Genomic DNA, 13,939 nt, shown 5'->3' on the forward strand with positions numbered 1-13,939 from the left:
AAGCGTTTTTATAGTCTAGGAAATTATAAAAATTTTGCAACTGTGAATAAATGCCACGTCCGGCTTCAGCGCCCTGCAACTAGGCGACTTCACTCCATTGCCCTAAGCTAAGTCATCATCGGTTCGTTCTAAATAGGAAGGCCGACTAAAGACGGCCTTGCCGGAGTAGGGCGCCGGCATGCTCCTATTGCAGGAGCATAATTCCTAAAACTTTCGTTGCTCCGTTCCAGTCGCTACGTTGCTAAATGGGTACCTGAGCCTTTGTTCTACTATAGGAAAGTATAAAAATTATTATTGATTATAGTATAAGAAAAACGAATGACGTACTATACTTTCGTATGAAGCCTCCATGGTGGCAAGTGTTGTTACCATGGATAGAAGGTTCACTTTGTTGTGAAAATAATTTTATTACTTTATCACTTTATCTAAGTAAAGTTATATAGTATTCTAATAACTATAGAATAAAATGTCAACTAAAAGGAGCGAAATTTTTATGTTTGATTTTCATATTCATAGTGATTTTTCCGCTGATTGCAATACGCCGATGGAAAAAACAATAGAATACGCTATAAAAGAAGGTTTACACGAAATTTGTTTTACGGAGCATATAGATGAAGATTACCCAGACCCTACAATTGATTTCTCGCTAGACCTTGCAAGCTATCATCAAAAAATCCAAGCAATGCAACGAGAATACGGAGAACGAATTAAAATACGTAAAGGATTGGAAATTGGCGTTCAACCCCATTTAGTAAAAAATTGTAGCCAAACTGTTCATTCTGCACCGTTTGATTTTATCATTTGTTCCATGCATACAACCGATAAGCATTCCTTACATACAAGTGATTTTTTCGAAAAACAGCCTGTGGAAGAAGCATACCGAAAATATTATGAAGAACTGCTTTATTGTGTGTCACATTTTAAAGACTTTCAAGTGATCGGGCATATTGATTTAGTGAAACGTTATACTAAAAATAAACCTGTTCAAGATTATTTTTATGATATATTGATGAACATTTTTGAAGAAATCATTTTTGCTGGAAAAGGAATTGAAATAAACACATCTGGTTTTCGCTATGGGTTACCAAGTGCGATGCCAAGTGAAGATATTTTAAAATTGTATCGAGAATGCGGCGGAGAAATCATTACGATTGGTTCTGATTCTCATCGTGCACAAACAGTTGGGTACGGTGTGTCTGATGGGCTAGAATTGTTACGACAGCTTGGTTTTCGATATGTTACAACCTTTCAAGATAAACAGCCAACTTTCCACCGTATTTAATGGTTTAAACTGGAAAGTTACTTAAAGTTTATAAAAAATTGTTTGAGTTTAGGAGAAAGTCGCTGAAGTTCACAGAGACATTGTTTGAAGTTCACAACTTTTTCGCTGAAGTTCCCCATTATTGCTATCTATATTTCTAAGTGTACAAAGTGTTACTTTATTATAATAGGAAAATCCGTTTCGACCGTGATATAATATAAACCGTGAGCGAAATTATAGGAGCAAACGAGGAAGAGGAAGGTTTTTTTGAATAAGAAACAGATATTAAGTTTGGCATCTTTTGGTCTAGTCATCATTGGTTTTATCGTGCTTATAGGCATGCCAAATAGAGCAATTTCCGATTTTAACAAAAGTCGCCCAACATTATTCGTGCATGGATATAAGGGTACTGAAAATTCATTTGGATTTATGCTACAGCGCTTTGAGCATGAGTATAAGTGGGGAAATAAAGCACTTATTTATTATGTAACTAAGCAAGGAGAAGTGAAAAAATATCAACCGCGTCTTGGGGAAGAAAAGCCCCTCTATGTCCAAGTGATTTTTGAAAATAATCGGGCTAGCTTTGAAATGACATCCAGTTGGTTAGCAAATGTACTAAAAGATATGCAGCAAACATATGGTGTCGATGATGTAAATATTGTCGGACATTCTATGGGTGGAATTGTGTCATTAGAATATATGAAGCAATTTCAAGGAAAATCGTATCCGTCTGTCCATAGGTTTGTGGCGGTAGGAAGTCCGTTTGATGGAATATACAGTGAAGAATATTTTCGTATTCATCATGATCCAGCAGCAACCGATTTACGACCTAATTCCAAAGCGCTACAACATTTAAGGGAACGTTCATTTCCAAATCATACAAAAGTTCTCAGCATTTCTAGTACAGGTGATATAGTTGCAGTACCTGAAAGTGTCCGCGCGATACGCAAAATGGTACCGAATCAACAATTGACAGAAATTGTCATTGACGATAATGTATTAGGACATAGCGATTTGCATGAAAGCAGAAGAGTAGATCGTTATATTTATGAATTTCTGTGGCAAGATCAAGTTCAATAGCTTACAATGGTATAGGCTGAATAAATGTTAAAGGAATGATAGGTGTGGAACGGAATCATCATATGTACGGTAAATTGACGGAAGTGACTTCCGAGAAAAATGTGATGGTGGATGAGCACTTAAGAAATCATACGTATACGAAGTTAGGTGGGAAAGCAGATTTCTTAGTTACACCAGAAACGTACGAAGAAGTGCAAGCAATTGTAAAGCTTGCCAATCAAGAAAAAATAGCTTTTACATTACTGGGAAATGGTTCCAATTTAATTGTTAAAGATGGCGGCATTCGTGGAATTGTTATGAATTTAAAAAAACTCTGTTCCATGTGGCGAGAAGAAGAAAAAATGATTGCGCAAAGTGGAGCAAAAATTATTGATGTTTCTCGTCAGGCTTTACAGGAAAGCTTGCACGGGCTGGAATTTGCTTGTGGTATACCTGGTTCGGTTGGCGGAGCTTTATACATGAACGCCGGAGCTTACGGTGGAGAAGTGAAAGATGTGCTTGAAAGTGCAAAAGTAGTCACTCGAGAAGGGAAACTATTGTCATTACCTGCTAGTGCGCTTGATTTACATTATCGCACAAGTAATATTCCTGATAAAGGGTACATCGTATTAGAAGCAACATTTTCATTACAAAAAAGAGATGCGGCTGATATAAAAGCGGTGATGGATGATCTCACCTATAAACGGGAATCGAAGCAGCCGCTGGAATACCCTTCTTGTGGCAGTGTGTTTAAACGCCCCCCTGGATACTTTGCTGGAAAGTTAATTCAAGATAGTAATTTACAAGGGAAGCAAATTGGTGGTGCGCAAGTATCAACCAAGCATGCAGGCTTTATTGTAAACAAAAATAATGCTACAGCTACAGAATACATCGACTTAATACGTTTTGTTCAATCGACGGTAAAAGAAAAATTTGGCGTAAATTTAGAACGCGAAGTACGAATTATTGGGGAAGACCCAAAATAATGGATAGCAGCAATCAAGTTAAAATTGGTTGCTGTTTTTTAGATTTAAAATAGGAGACCCATTTGCAATTACTTAGGAAAACACATTTATAAACTTTTAATAATGAAGCATAATAAGAAACATAAACGATGTAAGGAGGGATATGATGGGTGAACAATCGCAATTTCGTGCAGGAGATAAGGCGCCAAACAATGGTGTTTACATTGAATGCGGAGAAACGGGTAGCAATGTAAATGACCCACAGCAAATTCAATTAACAGCTGGGGAAAAATTTCCTGAAAATACAAATCATGATCGTGTTTGGATCAATAAACGACATCTATCCAAACCTGGTGTTCAAGGACGTAGCAATAATTAGAGTAGCAGTATTCATAAGGAATAGACAATGTAGTTACTGCTTTCTTAAGAAACAAGCACCCATCCTACGTAAGGAAATGCAAGGTAGGGTGCTTGAAAATAATGGTTGGCAACATCTATACGTGCTAGAAAATTTTCATCATCGGTCATTGCCTGCTTCATACGACATAAGGCGTAATCTAGGATTACACAAGATTAACGATACAAACTGTATGAGGAAAACTCTTTGCACCACGTCATTTTATTCTGGAACGAAGTAGTTTTTCCTATGATGCAAATTTAGATCGTGGGTCACTTCAGCGTACATATCGGTTCCATTTCGGAAACCTTTAAGCTATATCTTAGCGGTGTGAGATGAAAAAGTGTCACGGGATCCTTTGGTATAATCCACCTAGTATTCCTACGCTCGAAAGCGATGTAAAAATTCCTGTAAGCGTTCGTTATTAGAATGCTCTATAACTTCTCTAGCAGTTCCTTGTTCTGCAATCACACCTTCATCTAAGAACAGCACCTTATCGGCAATATCTAAAGCGAAATCCATTTCGTGTGTCACGAGAACCATCGCCATATCATCGTTTTTAGCGATATCACGGATAACTTGTAGTACTTCGGCTACTAATTCTGGGTCGAGCGCGGAAGTGACCTCATCAAATAACATGATTTTTGGACGCATAACAAGTGCTCGTGCCATCGCTACCCGCTGTTTTTGTCCACCAGATAGTTGGCTCGGGTATTGATCGACTTTATCGCTTAGACCAACGCGCTCCAACATTTCAAGGGAGCGTTGCTTCACTGCTTCTTTCCCTTCTTTTTTTACATGTAGTGGAGCTGTCATGCAGTTTTCCAAGATCGTCATATGCGGAAACAAATTGAAATGTTGAAATACCATTCCAATATCACCGCGTACTGCCCGTAGATGCTTTTCATTAGCTCGTACAAGCTTCCCTTTTTTCTCCATTTTCCACAGATTCGTACCATTTACGATGATATCTCCAGATGTAGGCTCTTCCAACGTCATAAGCATCCGAATGATCGTCGTTTTACCTGAACCACTGGGACCAATAATGGCTACTTTTTCTGCTGGTCGAATGTCTAAATCGATTCCTTTTAAAACTTTAACATCCCCGAAGGATTTGTGTACGTCATGAAATGAGACGATAGGTTCTATCATTATGCTGTCGCTCCTTTACTTCTCGTCAAAGCTTCTTTTTTATCAAAGCGTCGGTTCCATTTCTTTTCTAGCCTGTTTATGATTATAGCAGATGGGTAGCTCAAAGCTAAGAAAAGAATGGCCACAATGGTTAAGGGTTCTAGATAGGTCCAGTTTTCTGCTCCATAGCTATTCGCAATATGCAAAATACCTGCAACACCAATCGTTGATGCTAATGGAACCTCTTTAAACATAATAATGAAATAATTTCCAAGCATTGGGATGGTTGGCGGTATTGCTTGTGGTAAAATAATTTTTGTCCACTTTTGCCGCTTAGAAAAATTTAACGCTTTTGCAGCTTCCCATTGTCCTTTCCCTACACCTTCTATTCCAGAGCGGTATACTTCTGCAATATAGGTGCTAAAATGGATTCCTAAGCCGAGTATGGCACTCGTAAATCCGTTTAAGGTGAAACCTATAATGGGAACCATTGGCCATGCGAAATAAATAAAAAATAGCTGGACTAAAGGTGGGGTAGAACGAATAAATTCCATCACCCATGTAATCAGCCAACGAAGCGGCCTGATCGGAATCTTTCTCATAAATAGCCATATAAATCCAAATGCAAGTGCAAATCCATAACAAGCTAACGTTAAGCCGAGGGTAATTCCAAGACCATCGATGATTTTGGGGAATGCTTCTGCAACTACTTCCCAACTCCAATTACTCATCCGCTAGCCACCCCCTTTTTTGAGAACGCCTCCATCTTACGAGTTAAAAAGATAAGCGGTAGCGCTAAAATAAAGTAGAATAGTAAGACAAGCAAGTAGACGGTAGGTGCTTGTGATAAATTTGTGCTACGAATAATATTTCCATGATAAAGAATATCTTCCATACCAATGAGGGATACGAGGGAAGTGGCTTTCAACATTTGAATGGAGTAATTCCCGAATTCAGGAAGCATCATGCGAATTGCTTGTGGGAAGATGACCAATCGCATTCGTTGAAAACGTGACATATTTAAAGCAGTTGCTGCTTCAGACTGCCCGTTTGCAACTGCAAGAATAGATCCACGGACAATTTCAGACATGTATGCCCCGTAGTTTAAGGCAATTGCAATGACGCCTGCCCACCAATTGCTTCCTAGCTCAATACCAAATAGCATCGGAATCGCGTAATAAAGCCAAAATAATTGAACGATTAGCGAAGTCCCTCGAAATATCTCTACATAAAACCCTGTGAATTTACGGAGGAAGACATTGGAGGACATTCGGCATAGTCCAGCAATAAACGCAAATAAATAACCAAAAAATGCTGCACCAATTAAAACGGTAATGGTAATTGTTAGTCCTTTTGCTAAATCAGGGAAAATCTCGATGATTGTATTAATTTGTACCACTCCTTCGTGAATCTTAGGTTAAAGGTGAGTTTTCATCCTTCCCCCCAGTCCGCTCAAAGATTTTAAGTTAGAAATTCCACTAGAATTAAACTGTGGGGGAGAAGCAATCCCCACTAATTTAAAATCTTGTAACAGTAAAGGGATGCTTGGCTGTTATAATAGCCCCCTTTTTTGCTTTCTAGATTAGTTGTTTTCTAGGGGGGCATAGCACAGTTCCAAATTTTACATTTCTCCGCTACAGATTTTTTCTGTTGTAATATCGTCGGCTACCATATTATTTTCTTCACTAAAACCATTCGCCTCTAGCAATTCCGCTACAGTACCATCTGCTTTTAATTCAGCTAGCTTTTCATTATAAGCATCGCGTAATTCTGTATTATCGAGATGAAAAGCAGCAGCGCCATAGCTTGGAACACCCTCTACATCTGGTTGTTCAAAACCTTCCACGAATTCAAGCTGATCAGAGTTAGCGGATTCAAGAGCCATCTTAATGGTCATTTCTGTTCCAGTTGTCGCATCTGCTCGACCAGATTCTACTGCTGAAAAAGTCGCGGGAATATCTTCTGCATTCGTAATTTGCTCTTCACTTACACCTTCTGATTTTAAAAATTCATTTTCTGTAGCACCGGACATGACAGAAACAGTAACATCTGGATTGTCCGCGATATCTTTATAGCTTTTTAAATTTAACGGGTTCCCTTTTTGTACAATTAACCCTTCACCATACATCATTTCTGGTTCACCAAAAGCAGCATTTTCACAACGATCAGGATTAATTGCCATTCCTGCTGTTATAACGTCAAACTGCCCTGCTTTTAAGCCAGGAATTAATTGCCCGAAATCCGCTAGCTTACTGTCCATTTCTTCAATTCCTAATTCCTTGAAGACAGCTTTAGCAATATCAACCGCGGCGCCTTTGAGTTTACCATCTTCTTCGTAAGCATATGGTTTTTCATTGGCAAAACCGATAGTAACTTTTCCAGATTCTTTTAGTTCATCTAATTTGTTTCCATTTGCTTCACTGTCCCCTTCCCCTGATCCGCAAGCAGTGAGCACAAATAGGCATCCTAAAACAAATGTAAGTAAAATTCTTTTCATAAATCCCATTTCCTCCCTTGTGATTTCCCTTCTGTAAAGGAATTGACAGTATCTGTTCCAAAAGAAGATAAAATTTTATAAAGCAGTCCGTTTAGCGAAAACATTGTAAATGAACGCCAACACACGCCATTATCTGACTTTTTAAACAGTACTAGTAAAAATGTTACAGGTATTTTACGGCGACCACAAACGCTATATTTTCTGATAATTTGTAATTAATTGTTAAAACCATGGATCCTACAAGGATAAGTCTAACTAACGTATATATACTGTACGATGATCAACAATCCTACCCTATGGTCAAAAATTGTCCCCGGTGAATTGATATGAATAGACGCCCGTTTCAATTCCATGTATGATTCATGTTAAGGGGGGACGAATCATGCATATCGTTGTTTTAGGTGCTGGTGCATTGGGAGCTTATTTTGGGTTGCGTTTTCAAGAGGCAGGTGCAAAGGTGACGTTTTTAGTGCGACAAAAAAGAGCTAACCAACTGGAGAAGTATGGGTTAGCTATGCAAAGTCCACATGGTAATATATTTGCTAAGGAATTAAATTTGGAAACAGATCCATCCGTTATTCCAAGCGCTGATGTCATTTTAGTAAGTGTAAAAGGATACCATCTCCGTGGCGCATTAGATCAGCTGCGCCCGCTTGTAAATAAAGGGGCTTATGTTTTGCCGGTCTTGAATGGGATTGAACATATCTCTATTTTGCAACGGGAACTTGGCAAAGATAACGTACTCGGCGGATTAGCTTTTATTATTGCTACATTAAATGATAAAGGTCATGTCGTTCATACTGGTAATTTTCACGATCTGATCTTTGGAGCGCTCGGTGCAAAACAAGAAAAAGTAATCGCAAACTTAGAAGCGTTGTGTGATAAAGCGATTGTAGGAGGAAAACAAACCAATAATATTTTGTATGAATTATGGAAAAAGTATATGTTTATTAACGCTTTCTCTGGTATTACAACAGCGACGAACTTACCAATAGGAGTGGTTCGAAAGCATGAAGAAACTTTCCAAATCGCTATACATCTATTAGAAGAAATGAAACATGTAGCCATGAAGTATGGTGTTGAAATCACAGATCAAGATGTGACAGAAGCAATAAAGTTAATGCACCAACTTGATGCTGATGCTACTTCGTCTATGCACCAAGATTTACGGAAAGAGTTACCGCTTGAACTCGATCATTTACATGGTGGCGCCATTCGTTTAGCAAAAGCGAAGCAATTGGAGCTTACATATATGAAAGTTATTCATGGTATCATTAAACCGTTTGAAAATAGGACGTAAAGTGAGGTATAGTTATGTCAACGATAATGATTGTAAGTACGATATCTTTCGTAGTAGTTATTCTCGTACTTGTTTTATCTTTAATCACCATAAAAAAAGGGTACGCATATAAACATCAAATCGACCCTTTGCCTGAAGAAGGCAATGACAACAATGAGAAAGGCACTTAAGAAGGGGAGAGTACATTATGAAATTTTGTACCATTGGCACAAGTTGGATTACAGAAGCATTTATTGAAGCAGCCCACCGTAGTGGGAAAGCGCAGTTAGTGGCCGTCTACTCAAGGAAATGGGAATCTGCACAAGCGTTTGCTAATAAATATGGAGAAGTTAGTGCATTTACAAATATTCAGGAAATGCTGGCAGATGATAACAGTGATTTTGTTTATATAGCATCTCCGAATATTTTGCATCCGGATCATATTAAACTAGCCATACATAGCGGAAAGCATGTATTTTGTGAAAAGCCGATGGTGTTTACCGATAAGCAGTGGCAAGAAATTGCTCAACTATCTAAAGAACATCAAGTATTTGTGTTTGAAGGATTTCGTCACTTGTTTTCACCGAATTACGAGCGTCTAAAAGAAGCATTAACAAGCATAGGCACCATTCGTAGCGCAATGCTCCAATATATGCAATATTCATCTCGGTATGATAAGTATAAAGACGGAGCAGAACCGAATGTATTCTCGCAACAATTTGCAGGAGGGGCGTTAATGGATTTGGGCGTTTACCCGTTAAGCATGGCTGTTGACTTATTCGGTAAACCTATAAATGCAACATACCACCCTGTTTTACTAGAAAATGGCATTGATGGAAGTGGAACGATGGTCCTTACATATGAAGGGTTTGTCGTAACTTTATTAACTTCTAAGATAACGAATGCATTTATGAAATCCGAAATACATGGCGAAGAAGGTACACTGATGATAGATGCTATTGCACCGATATCTCAAATACAGTTTTATGATAGGAAAACAGCGCGTGTCAGCGAACTGGCAAACGAGCAATATGATGCAGATATGATATTTGAAGTGGAAGCATTTGTGAGAATGGTGACAAATAATGATTGGGATTCGCATGACGCCTTTTTAGAAAGAAGCAGAACTGTCGCACAATTAACAACAAAAATGAGACAGGAAAATGGCATCCATTTTCCTGATGAATAAGGATCGATAGTAAAGGTCGCACAAGAATGCGACCTTTACTATCGATATCGGAGAGCCATTCTTGTTCGATAGAAACTCGCTCTCGTTTGTCGCACGTGAATCGCTCCTGCTCGTCGTAACTCGCTCGCTCTGCACGAAGTTCGCTCTTGTTCGTCGCAAAATCGCTCGCCCTCGCGTGAGATTCGCTCCTGCTCGTCGTAACTCGCTCGGCCTCGCGAGAATTTCGCTCCTGCTCGCCGTAAATTCGCTCGCCCTCGCGAGAAGTTCGCTCCTGTTCGTCGCAAAATCGCTCGCCCTCGCGTGAAGCTCGCTCCTGCTCGTCGTAACTCGCTCGGCCTCGCGAGAAGTTCGCTCCTGCTTGTCGCAAAATCGCTCGCCCTCGCGAGAATTTCGCTCCTGTGCGTCGTAAATTCGCTCGGCCTCGGGAGAAGTTCGCTCCTGCTCGTCGTAAATTCGCTCGGCCTCGCGTGAGAATCGCTCCTGCTCGTCGTAACTCGCTCGGCCTCGCGTGAGAATCGCTCCTGCTCGTCGTAACTCGCTCGGCCTCGCGAGAAGTTCGCTCCTGTTCGTCGTAAAATCGCTCGCTCTCGCGAGAATTTCGCTCCTGCTCGCCGTAAATTCGCTCGCTCTCGCGTGAATCGCTCCTGCTCGCCGCAAATTCGCTCGGCCTCGCGAGAATTTCGCTCCTGTTCGTCGATATTCGCTCGGCCTCGCGAGAATTTCGCTCCTGCGTGTCGTAAAATCGCTCGCTCTCGCGAGAATTTCGCTCCTGCTCGCCGTAAATTCGCTCGCTCCGCAAGTGAATCGCTCCTGCTCGCCGCAAAATCGCTCGCTCTCGCGAGAATTTCGCTCCTGCTCGTCGTAAATTCGCTCGGCCTCGCGAGAAGTTCGCTCCTGTTCGTCGATATTCGCTCGCTCCGCAAGTGAATCGCTCCTGCTCGTCGTAAATTCGCTCGCCCTTGCACGAAGTTCGCTCCTGTTCGTCGCAAAATCGCTCGCTCCGCACGTGAATCGCTCCTGCTCGTCGCAAAATCGCTCGGCCTCGCGAGAAGTTCGCTCCTGTTCGTCGATATTCGCTCGCTCCGCAAGTGAATCGCTCCTGCTCGTCGTAACTCGCTCGCCCTCGCTAAAAGTTCGCTCCTGTTCGTCGCAAAATCGCTCGGCCTCGCGTGAGATTCGCTCCTGCGCGTCGTAACTCGCTCGCTCTCGCGAGAATTTCGCTCCTGCTCGTCGTAAATTCGCTCGCCCTTGCACGAAGTTCGCTCCTGTTCGTCGCAAAATCGCTCGCCCTCGCGTGAAGCTCGCTCCTGCTCGTCGCAAAATCGCTCGCTCTCGCGTGAATCGCTCCTGCTCGCCGCAAAATCGCTCGCCCTTGCACGAAGTTCGCTCCTGCTTGTCGCAAAATCGCTTGCTCTCGCGTGAATAGCTCCTGCTCGCCGCAAAATCGCTCGCCCTTGCACGAAGTTCGCTCCTGCTTGTCGCAAAATCGCTCGCTCCGCACGTAACTCGCTCTTGTTCGTCGCAAAATCGCTCGGCCTCGCGAGAAGTTCGCTCCTGCGCGTCGTGAATTCGCTCGGCCTCGCGAGAAGTTCGCTCCTGTGCGTCGTAAATTCGCTCGGCCTCGCGAGAATTTCGCTCCTGCTCGTCATAACTTCGCTCGGCCTCGCGAGAAGTTCGCTCCTGCTCGTCGCAAAATCGCTCGCTCCGCACGTAACTCGCTCCTGTTCGTCGCAAAATCGCTCGCCCTCGCGAGAAGTTCGCTCCTGCTCGTCGTAAATTCGCTCGCCCTCGCGAAAAGTTCGCTCCTGCTCGTCGCAAAATCGCTCGCTCTCGCGAGAAGTTCGCTCCTGCTCGTCGTAAATTTGCTCGCTCTCGCGAGAAGTTCGCTCTTGTTCGTCGCAAATTCGCTCATCGTCGCATACAGCGTGATCACTCGCGTTCTTTTTCTGGGCGAATTCCACGTTGTAATTGATTAATGCTTAATCCAAATGTCATTTGCAAATGGGGATAGTCTTTAAATCTTTTCCAGTCTCCGCCCCATTCAAAGCCGAGCTCTTTGGCAATAGAAGCAGCTTCAAACCAATCGGATTTGCCGTTTCCGTTTCCGTCATAATCAATGTTCCAAATAACTTCTCCAGTCTCACTTCTTAGTGCATAATCGATTGCTAATCCATAATTATGGTAGGATTGTCCACCTTTTGCGTTGGTGACCGTTCTTCCTTCTGTCTCTCTTCCTTGGTCATATAATTCATTTTGTTGTTGTATGGTACGTAAACCATCTGTTATGACAACCTCTATATTTCTAGAGGCTGCCTTATTTATGAATGCCTCTTTTTTTTCTTGAACCACTGGATGAAGCTGAGTAGGCATTTCTTTATCTATATCAGCGGTTTGCTTTTGATTGTATATGACAAACAAAATAAGGAGTCCGATTAAAATAATAAGCCATGGTAATAATGTTCGTTGAATTCTCTTCATGCTGCATGTATCTCCTTCATAATAATACATGGATCTGTTCATGTGATTCCAATAGAATGATACTGTAATACTTTTCGCTTCAAAAAATTATTCTACACAACTCGCAAGAGGAAAATACTCCCATTGTTCAAAAGGTATTTATAGTCCCCGCTGAAGAAGAAAGGAAAAAATACTAGATTTAAACATTTCGTTCATAAATTTTCACGAACAAAGGCTCGGGGCGCCCGGTTAGCAACGGAGCGAGTGGAACGAGTCAACGAAAGTTTTAGGAATCATGCTCCTGCAACAGGAGTATGCCGGCGCCCCCCTCGGCAAGCCGTTTTTAGAAAACTCCTTTTTGGTTGTTAACCTTTCATCGGCGTGAATTTGTAATTCATTTCGTATATACAGAAAATTGTTCTTATGTAATAAACGTATAAGCTTACATATTATATACTATTAGCATAGCAAATGAAGGACTGTTTGCATAATAACAAATTGTCATTACGAAATGGCAATTTTTACGATATAATAAGAAAAAAGGAGGGGACCCATGGTTACGGCACTAGTTGCTATGATTGGTTACTTCATAGGCTGCATACACGGTTCACAACTTATTAGTTTATATAAACGTGTAGATATTAAGAATTCAGGTGTTAAAAATGCTGGAGCCTCAAATACGACGATTTTATTGGGCTGGAAGTATGGGATATTTGTCGCCCTCTTTGATATTTTAAAAGGTACTTTTGCCATTTTTGTTGTATTATATCTCTTAGATGCGCATGGTATAAGCGGAGATGAACGAATACTGCTTATATATGTTACGGCATTATTTGTCATCTTAGGACATAATTATCCGATTACGATGAAATTTAGTGGTGGTAAAGGAACTGCTTCGCTCGTTGGTATCTTACTCGCTGTCGATTGGAGGGTCGCTGTAATCGGTATTGGACTATTACTTGTTATTACAATTGCTACCGATTATTTAGTAATGGGTGTTCTTGTTATGTATCTTTCTTTCTTGTTGACGACGTATATATTTTTCGGCGTAGAACCAACTTTAATTGTTATTTTTTTATCTATTTTAAGTATCATGAAACATATGGAGAACTTTCGACGTATAGTAACAAAGCAGGAGACAAAGCTATCAAGTATGTTTCGTAAAAACTAGTCGTTGCGGGAGGAAATGTTATTTTGGAGATCGTTATTTGGATTTTAATTATTGCTTTATTTGTTTTAAGCTTTGCAGGGATTATATTCCCAATTATTCCGTCTGTGTTTGTGCTTTGGGGCGGTTTCCTTTTGTATCAGTTTGCTCTCAACTCCAATGAATTAACACTTTCTTTTTGGATTGGAATGGGTATTATTACAGCACTTTTAGTCGGCGCTGATATTATTGCAAATAGTTATTTTGTCAAAAAGTATGGCGGTAGCAAGTGGGGAGAACGTGGTGCCGCTGTTGCTGTTATTGTTGGTTCCTTTATCATCCCACCGTTTGGAATTCTTATTGTGCCGTTTTTAACCGTTTTTATTATCGAGTTATTACAGCAACGGACTGTACTGGAAGCGTTCCGTGCTTCAGTCGGTTCCTTAATCGGATTTCTAGGTGGGGCAGTTGCTAAAATTGTACTTCAATTTGTTATGATTGTTTGGTTCTTTGTGGTAATTATCTTTTAAGATAAAGATGTGACGAAAATAGTTTAT

Annotated in this window: 14 protein-coding genes; 9 read left to right on the forward strand and 5 right to left on the reverse strand. The window is 40.9% G+C overall.

What is annotated here, in order from left to right:
• The first annotated feature begins 493 nt into the window (after window positions 1–493).
• The 4 genes from D9780_RS01540 (at window position 494) to D9780_RS01555 (ending at window position 3,664) form a co-directional block, all read left to right on the forward strand.
• Window positions 494–1,282 carry a histidinol-phosphatase HisJ family protein gene (locus D9780_RS01540; RefSeq protein WP_116278169.1) on the forward strand — a complete coding sequence of 263 codons (789 nt, stop codon included), beginning with the start codon at window positions 494–496 and terminating at the stop codon, window positions 1,280–1,282.
• Window positions 1,283–1,528: 246 nt separating this feature from the next.
• The gene (locus D9780_RS01545; protein ID WP_073006424.1) at window positions 1,529–2,341 is read left to right on the forward strand and encodes an alpha/beta fold hydrolase; all 813 of its coding nucleotides are present in this window, start codon (window positions 1,529–1,531) and stop codon (window positions 2,339–2,341) included.
• 35 nt (window positions 2,342–2,376) lie between these two features.
• Window positions 2,377–3,306: a UDP-N-acetylmuramate dehydrogenase gene (gene murB, locus D9780_RS01550; RefSeq protein ID WP_205601111.1), complete on the forward strand. Its 930-nt coding sequence runs from the start codon at window positions 2,377–2,379 to the stop codon at window positions 3,304–3,306.
• 145 nt (window positions 3,307–3,451) lie between these two features.
• Window positions 3,452–3,664 (forward strand): YjzC family protein, encoded by a 213-nt coding sequence (locus tag D9780_RS01555; protein WP_073006428.1) that lies wholly within the window; start codon window positions 3,452–3,454, stop codon window positions 3,662–3,664.
• Between the two features lie 399 nt (window positions 3,665–4,063).
• On the opposite strand, the gene ehuA is transcribed toward D9780_RS01555, so the two are convergent.
• The 4 genes from ehuA to ehuB form a co-directional block, all read right to left on the reverse strand.
• Window positions 4,064–4,834 carry an ectoine/hydroxyectoine ABC transporter ATP-binding protein EhuA gene (gene ehuA, locus D9780_RS01560; protein ID WP_121639036.1) on the reverse strand — a complete coding sequence of 257 codons (771 nt, stop codon included), beginning with the start codon at window positions 4,832–4,834 and terminating at the stop codon, window positions 4,064–4,066.
• The gene (gene ehuD, locus D9780_RS01565) at window positions 4,834–5,544 is read right to left on the reverse strand and encodes an ectoine/hydroxyectoine ABC transporter permease subunit EhuD (protein WP_121639037.1); all 711 of its coding nucleotides are present in this window, start codon (window positions 5,542–5,544) and stop codon (window positions 4,834–4,836) included. The genes ehuA and ehuD overlap by 1 nt, the downstream gene beginning before the upstream one ends.
• Window positions 5,541–6,203 (reverse strand): amino acid ABC transporter permease, encoded by a 663-nt coding sequence (locus D9780_RS01570; RefSeq protein WP_121641400.1) that lies wholly within the window; start codon window positions 6,201–6,203, stop codon window positions 5,541–5,543. Before D9780_RS01570 ends, ehuD begins: the two co-directional genes overlap by 4 nt.
• Window positions 6,204–6,434: 231 nt before the next feature.
• A complete protein-coding gene (gene ehuB / locus D9780_RS01575; RefSeq protein ID WP_121639038.1) occupies window positions 6,435–7,310 on the reverse strand; it encodes an ectoine/hydroxyectoine ABC transporter substrate-binding protein EhuB in 876 nt (291 codons plus the stop codon).
• A 382-nt stretch (window positions 7,311–7,692) separates the two neighbouring features.
• Here ehuB and D9780_RS01580 point away from each other — a divergent pair, with 382 nt between their 5' ends.
• Genes D9780_RS01580 through D9780_RS01590 form a run of 3 tightly spaced genes read left to right on the forward strand, consistent with a single transcriptional unit; the run spans window position 7,693 to window position 9,778 of the window.
• Window positions 7,693–8,610: a ketopantoate reductase family protein gene (locus D9780_RS01580; protein ID WP_121639039.1), complete on the forward strand. Its 918-nt coding sequence runs from the start codon at window positions 7,693–7,695 to the stop codon at window positions 8,608–8,610.
• Window positions 8,611–8,624: 14 nt separating this feature from the next.
• The gene (ytzI, locus tag D9780_RS01585; protein ID WP_073006437.1) at window positions 8,625–8,780 is read left to right on the forward strand and encodes a YtzI protein; all 156 of its coding nucleotides are present in this window, start codon (window positions 8,625–8,627) and stop codon (window positions 8,778–8,780) included.
• Between the two features lie 17 nt (window positions 8,781–8,797).
• Window positions 8,798–9,778: a Gfo/Idh/MocA family protein gene (locus D9780_RS01590; protein ID WP_121639040.1), complete on the forward strand. Its 981-nt coding sequence runs from the start codon at window positions 8,798–8,800 to the stop codon at window positions 9,776–9,778.
• Window positions 9,779–11,707: 1,929 nt separating this feature from the next.
• On the opposite strand, the gene D9780_RS01600 is transcribed toward D9780_RS01590, so the two are convergent.
• Entirely contained in the window at window positions 11,708–12,256 is a 549-nt protein-coding gene (locus D9780_RS01600) for a M15 family metallopeptidase (protein WP_121639042.1), read from the reverse strand.
• Between the two features lie 532 nt (window positions 12,257–12,788).
• Between D9780_RS01600 and D9780_RS01605 the strand changes: the two genes are divergently transcribed.
• Both D9780_RS01605 and D9780_RS01610 read left to right on the forward strand, forming a co-directional pair.
• Window positions 12,789–13,406 (forward strand): glycerol-3-phosphate acyltransferase, encoded by a 618-nt coding sequence (locus D9780_RS01605; protein ID WP_116278178.1) that lies wholly within the window; start codon window positions 12,789–12,791, stop codon window positions 13,404–13,406.
• A 20-nt stretch (window positions 13,407–13,426) separates the two neighbouring features.
• Window positions 13,427–13,912 (forward strand): DUF456 domain-containing protein, encoded by a 486-nt coding sequence (locus D9780_RS01610; RefSeq protein WP_073006444.1) that lies wholly within the window; start codon window positions 13,427–13,429, stop codon window positions 13,910–13,912.
• The last annotated feature ends 27 nt before the right edge of the window (window positions 13,913–13,939 follow it).

Origin of the sequence: Virgibacillus sp. Bac330, assembly GCF_003667845.1 — a bacterium.
Lineage (GTDB): Bacteria > Bacillota > Bacilli > Bacillales > Amphibacillaceae > Virgibacillus > Virgibacillus chiguensis.

Bases quoted from the DNA above. Each gene is read 5' to 3' on its own strand.
- D9780_RS01540 (WP_116278169.1), top strand. From the start codon at position 494: ATGTTTGATTTTCATATTCATAGTGATTTTTCCGCTGATTGCAATACG.
- ytzI (WP_073006437.1), top strand. From the start codon at position 8,625: ATGTCAACGATAATGATTGTAAGTACGATATCTTTCGTAGTAGTTATT.
- murB (WP_205601111.1), top strand. From the start codon at position 2,377: ATGATAGGTGTGGAACGGAATCATCATATGTACGGTAAATTGACGGAA.
- D9780_RS01555 (WP_073006428.1), top strand. From the start codon at position 3,452: ATGGGTGAACAATCGCAATTTCGTGCAGGAGATAAGGCGCCAAACAAT.
- D9780_RS01605 (WP_116278178.1), top strand. From the start codon at position 12,789: ATGGTTACGGCACTAGTTGCTATGATTGGTTACTTCATAGGCTGCATA.
- D9780_RS01590 (WP_121639040.1), top strand. From the start codon at position 8,798: ATGAAATTTTGTACCATTGGCACAAGTTGGATTACAGAAGCATTTATT.
- D9780_RS01580 (WP_121639039.1), top strand. From the start codon at position 7,693: ATGCATATCGTTGTTTTAGGTGCTGGTGCATTGGGAGCTTATTTTGGG.
- D9780_RS01600 (WP_121639042.1), bottom strand. From the start codon at position 12,256: ATGAAGAGAATTCAACGAACATTATTACCATGGCTTATTATTTTAATC.
- ehuB (WP_121639038.1), bottom strand. From the start codon at position 7,310: ATGAAAAGAATTTTACTTACATTTGTTTTAGGATGCCTATTTGTGCTC.
- ehuD (WP_121639037.1), bottom strand. From the start codon at position 5,544: ATGAGTAATTGGAGTTGGGAAGTAGTTGCAGAAGCATTCCCCAAAATC.
- ehuA (WP_121639036.1), bottom strand. From the start codon at position 4,834: ATGATAGAACCTATCGTCTCATTTCATGACGTACACAAATCCTTCGGG.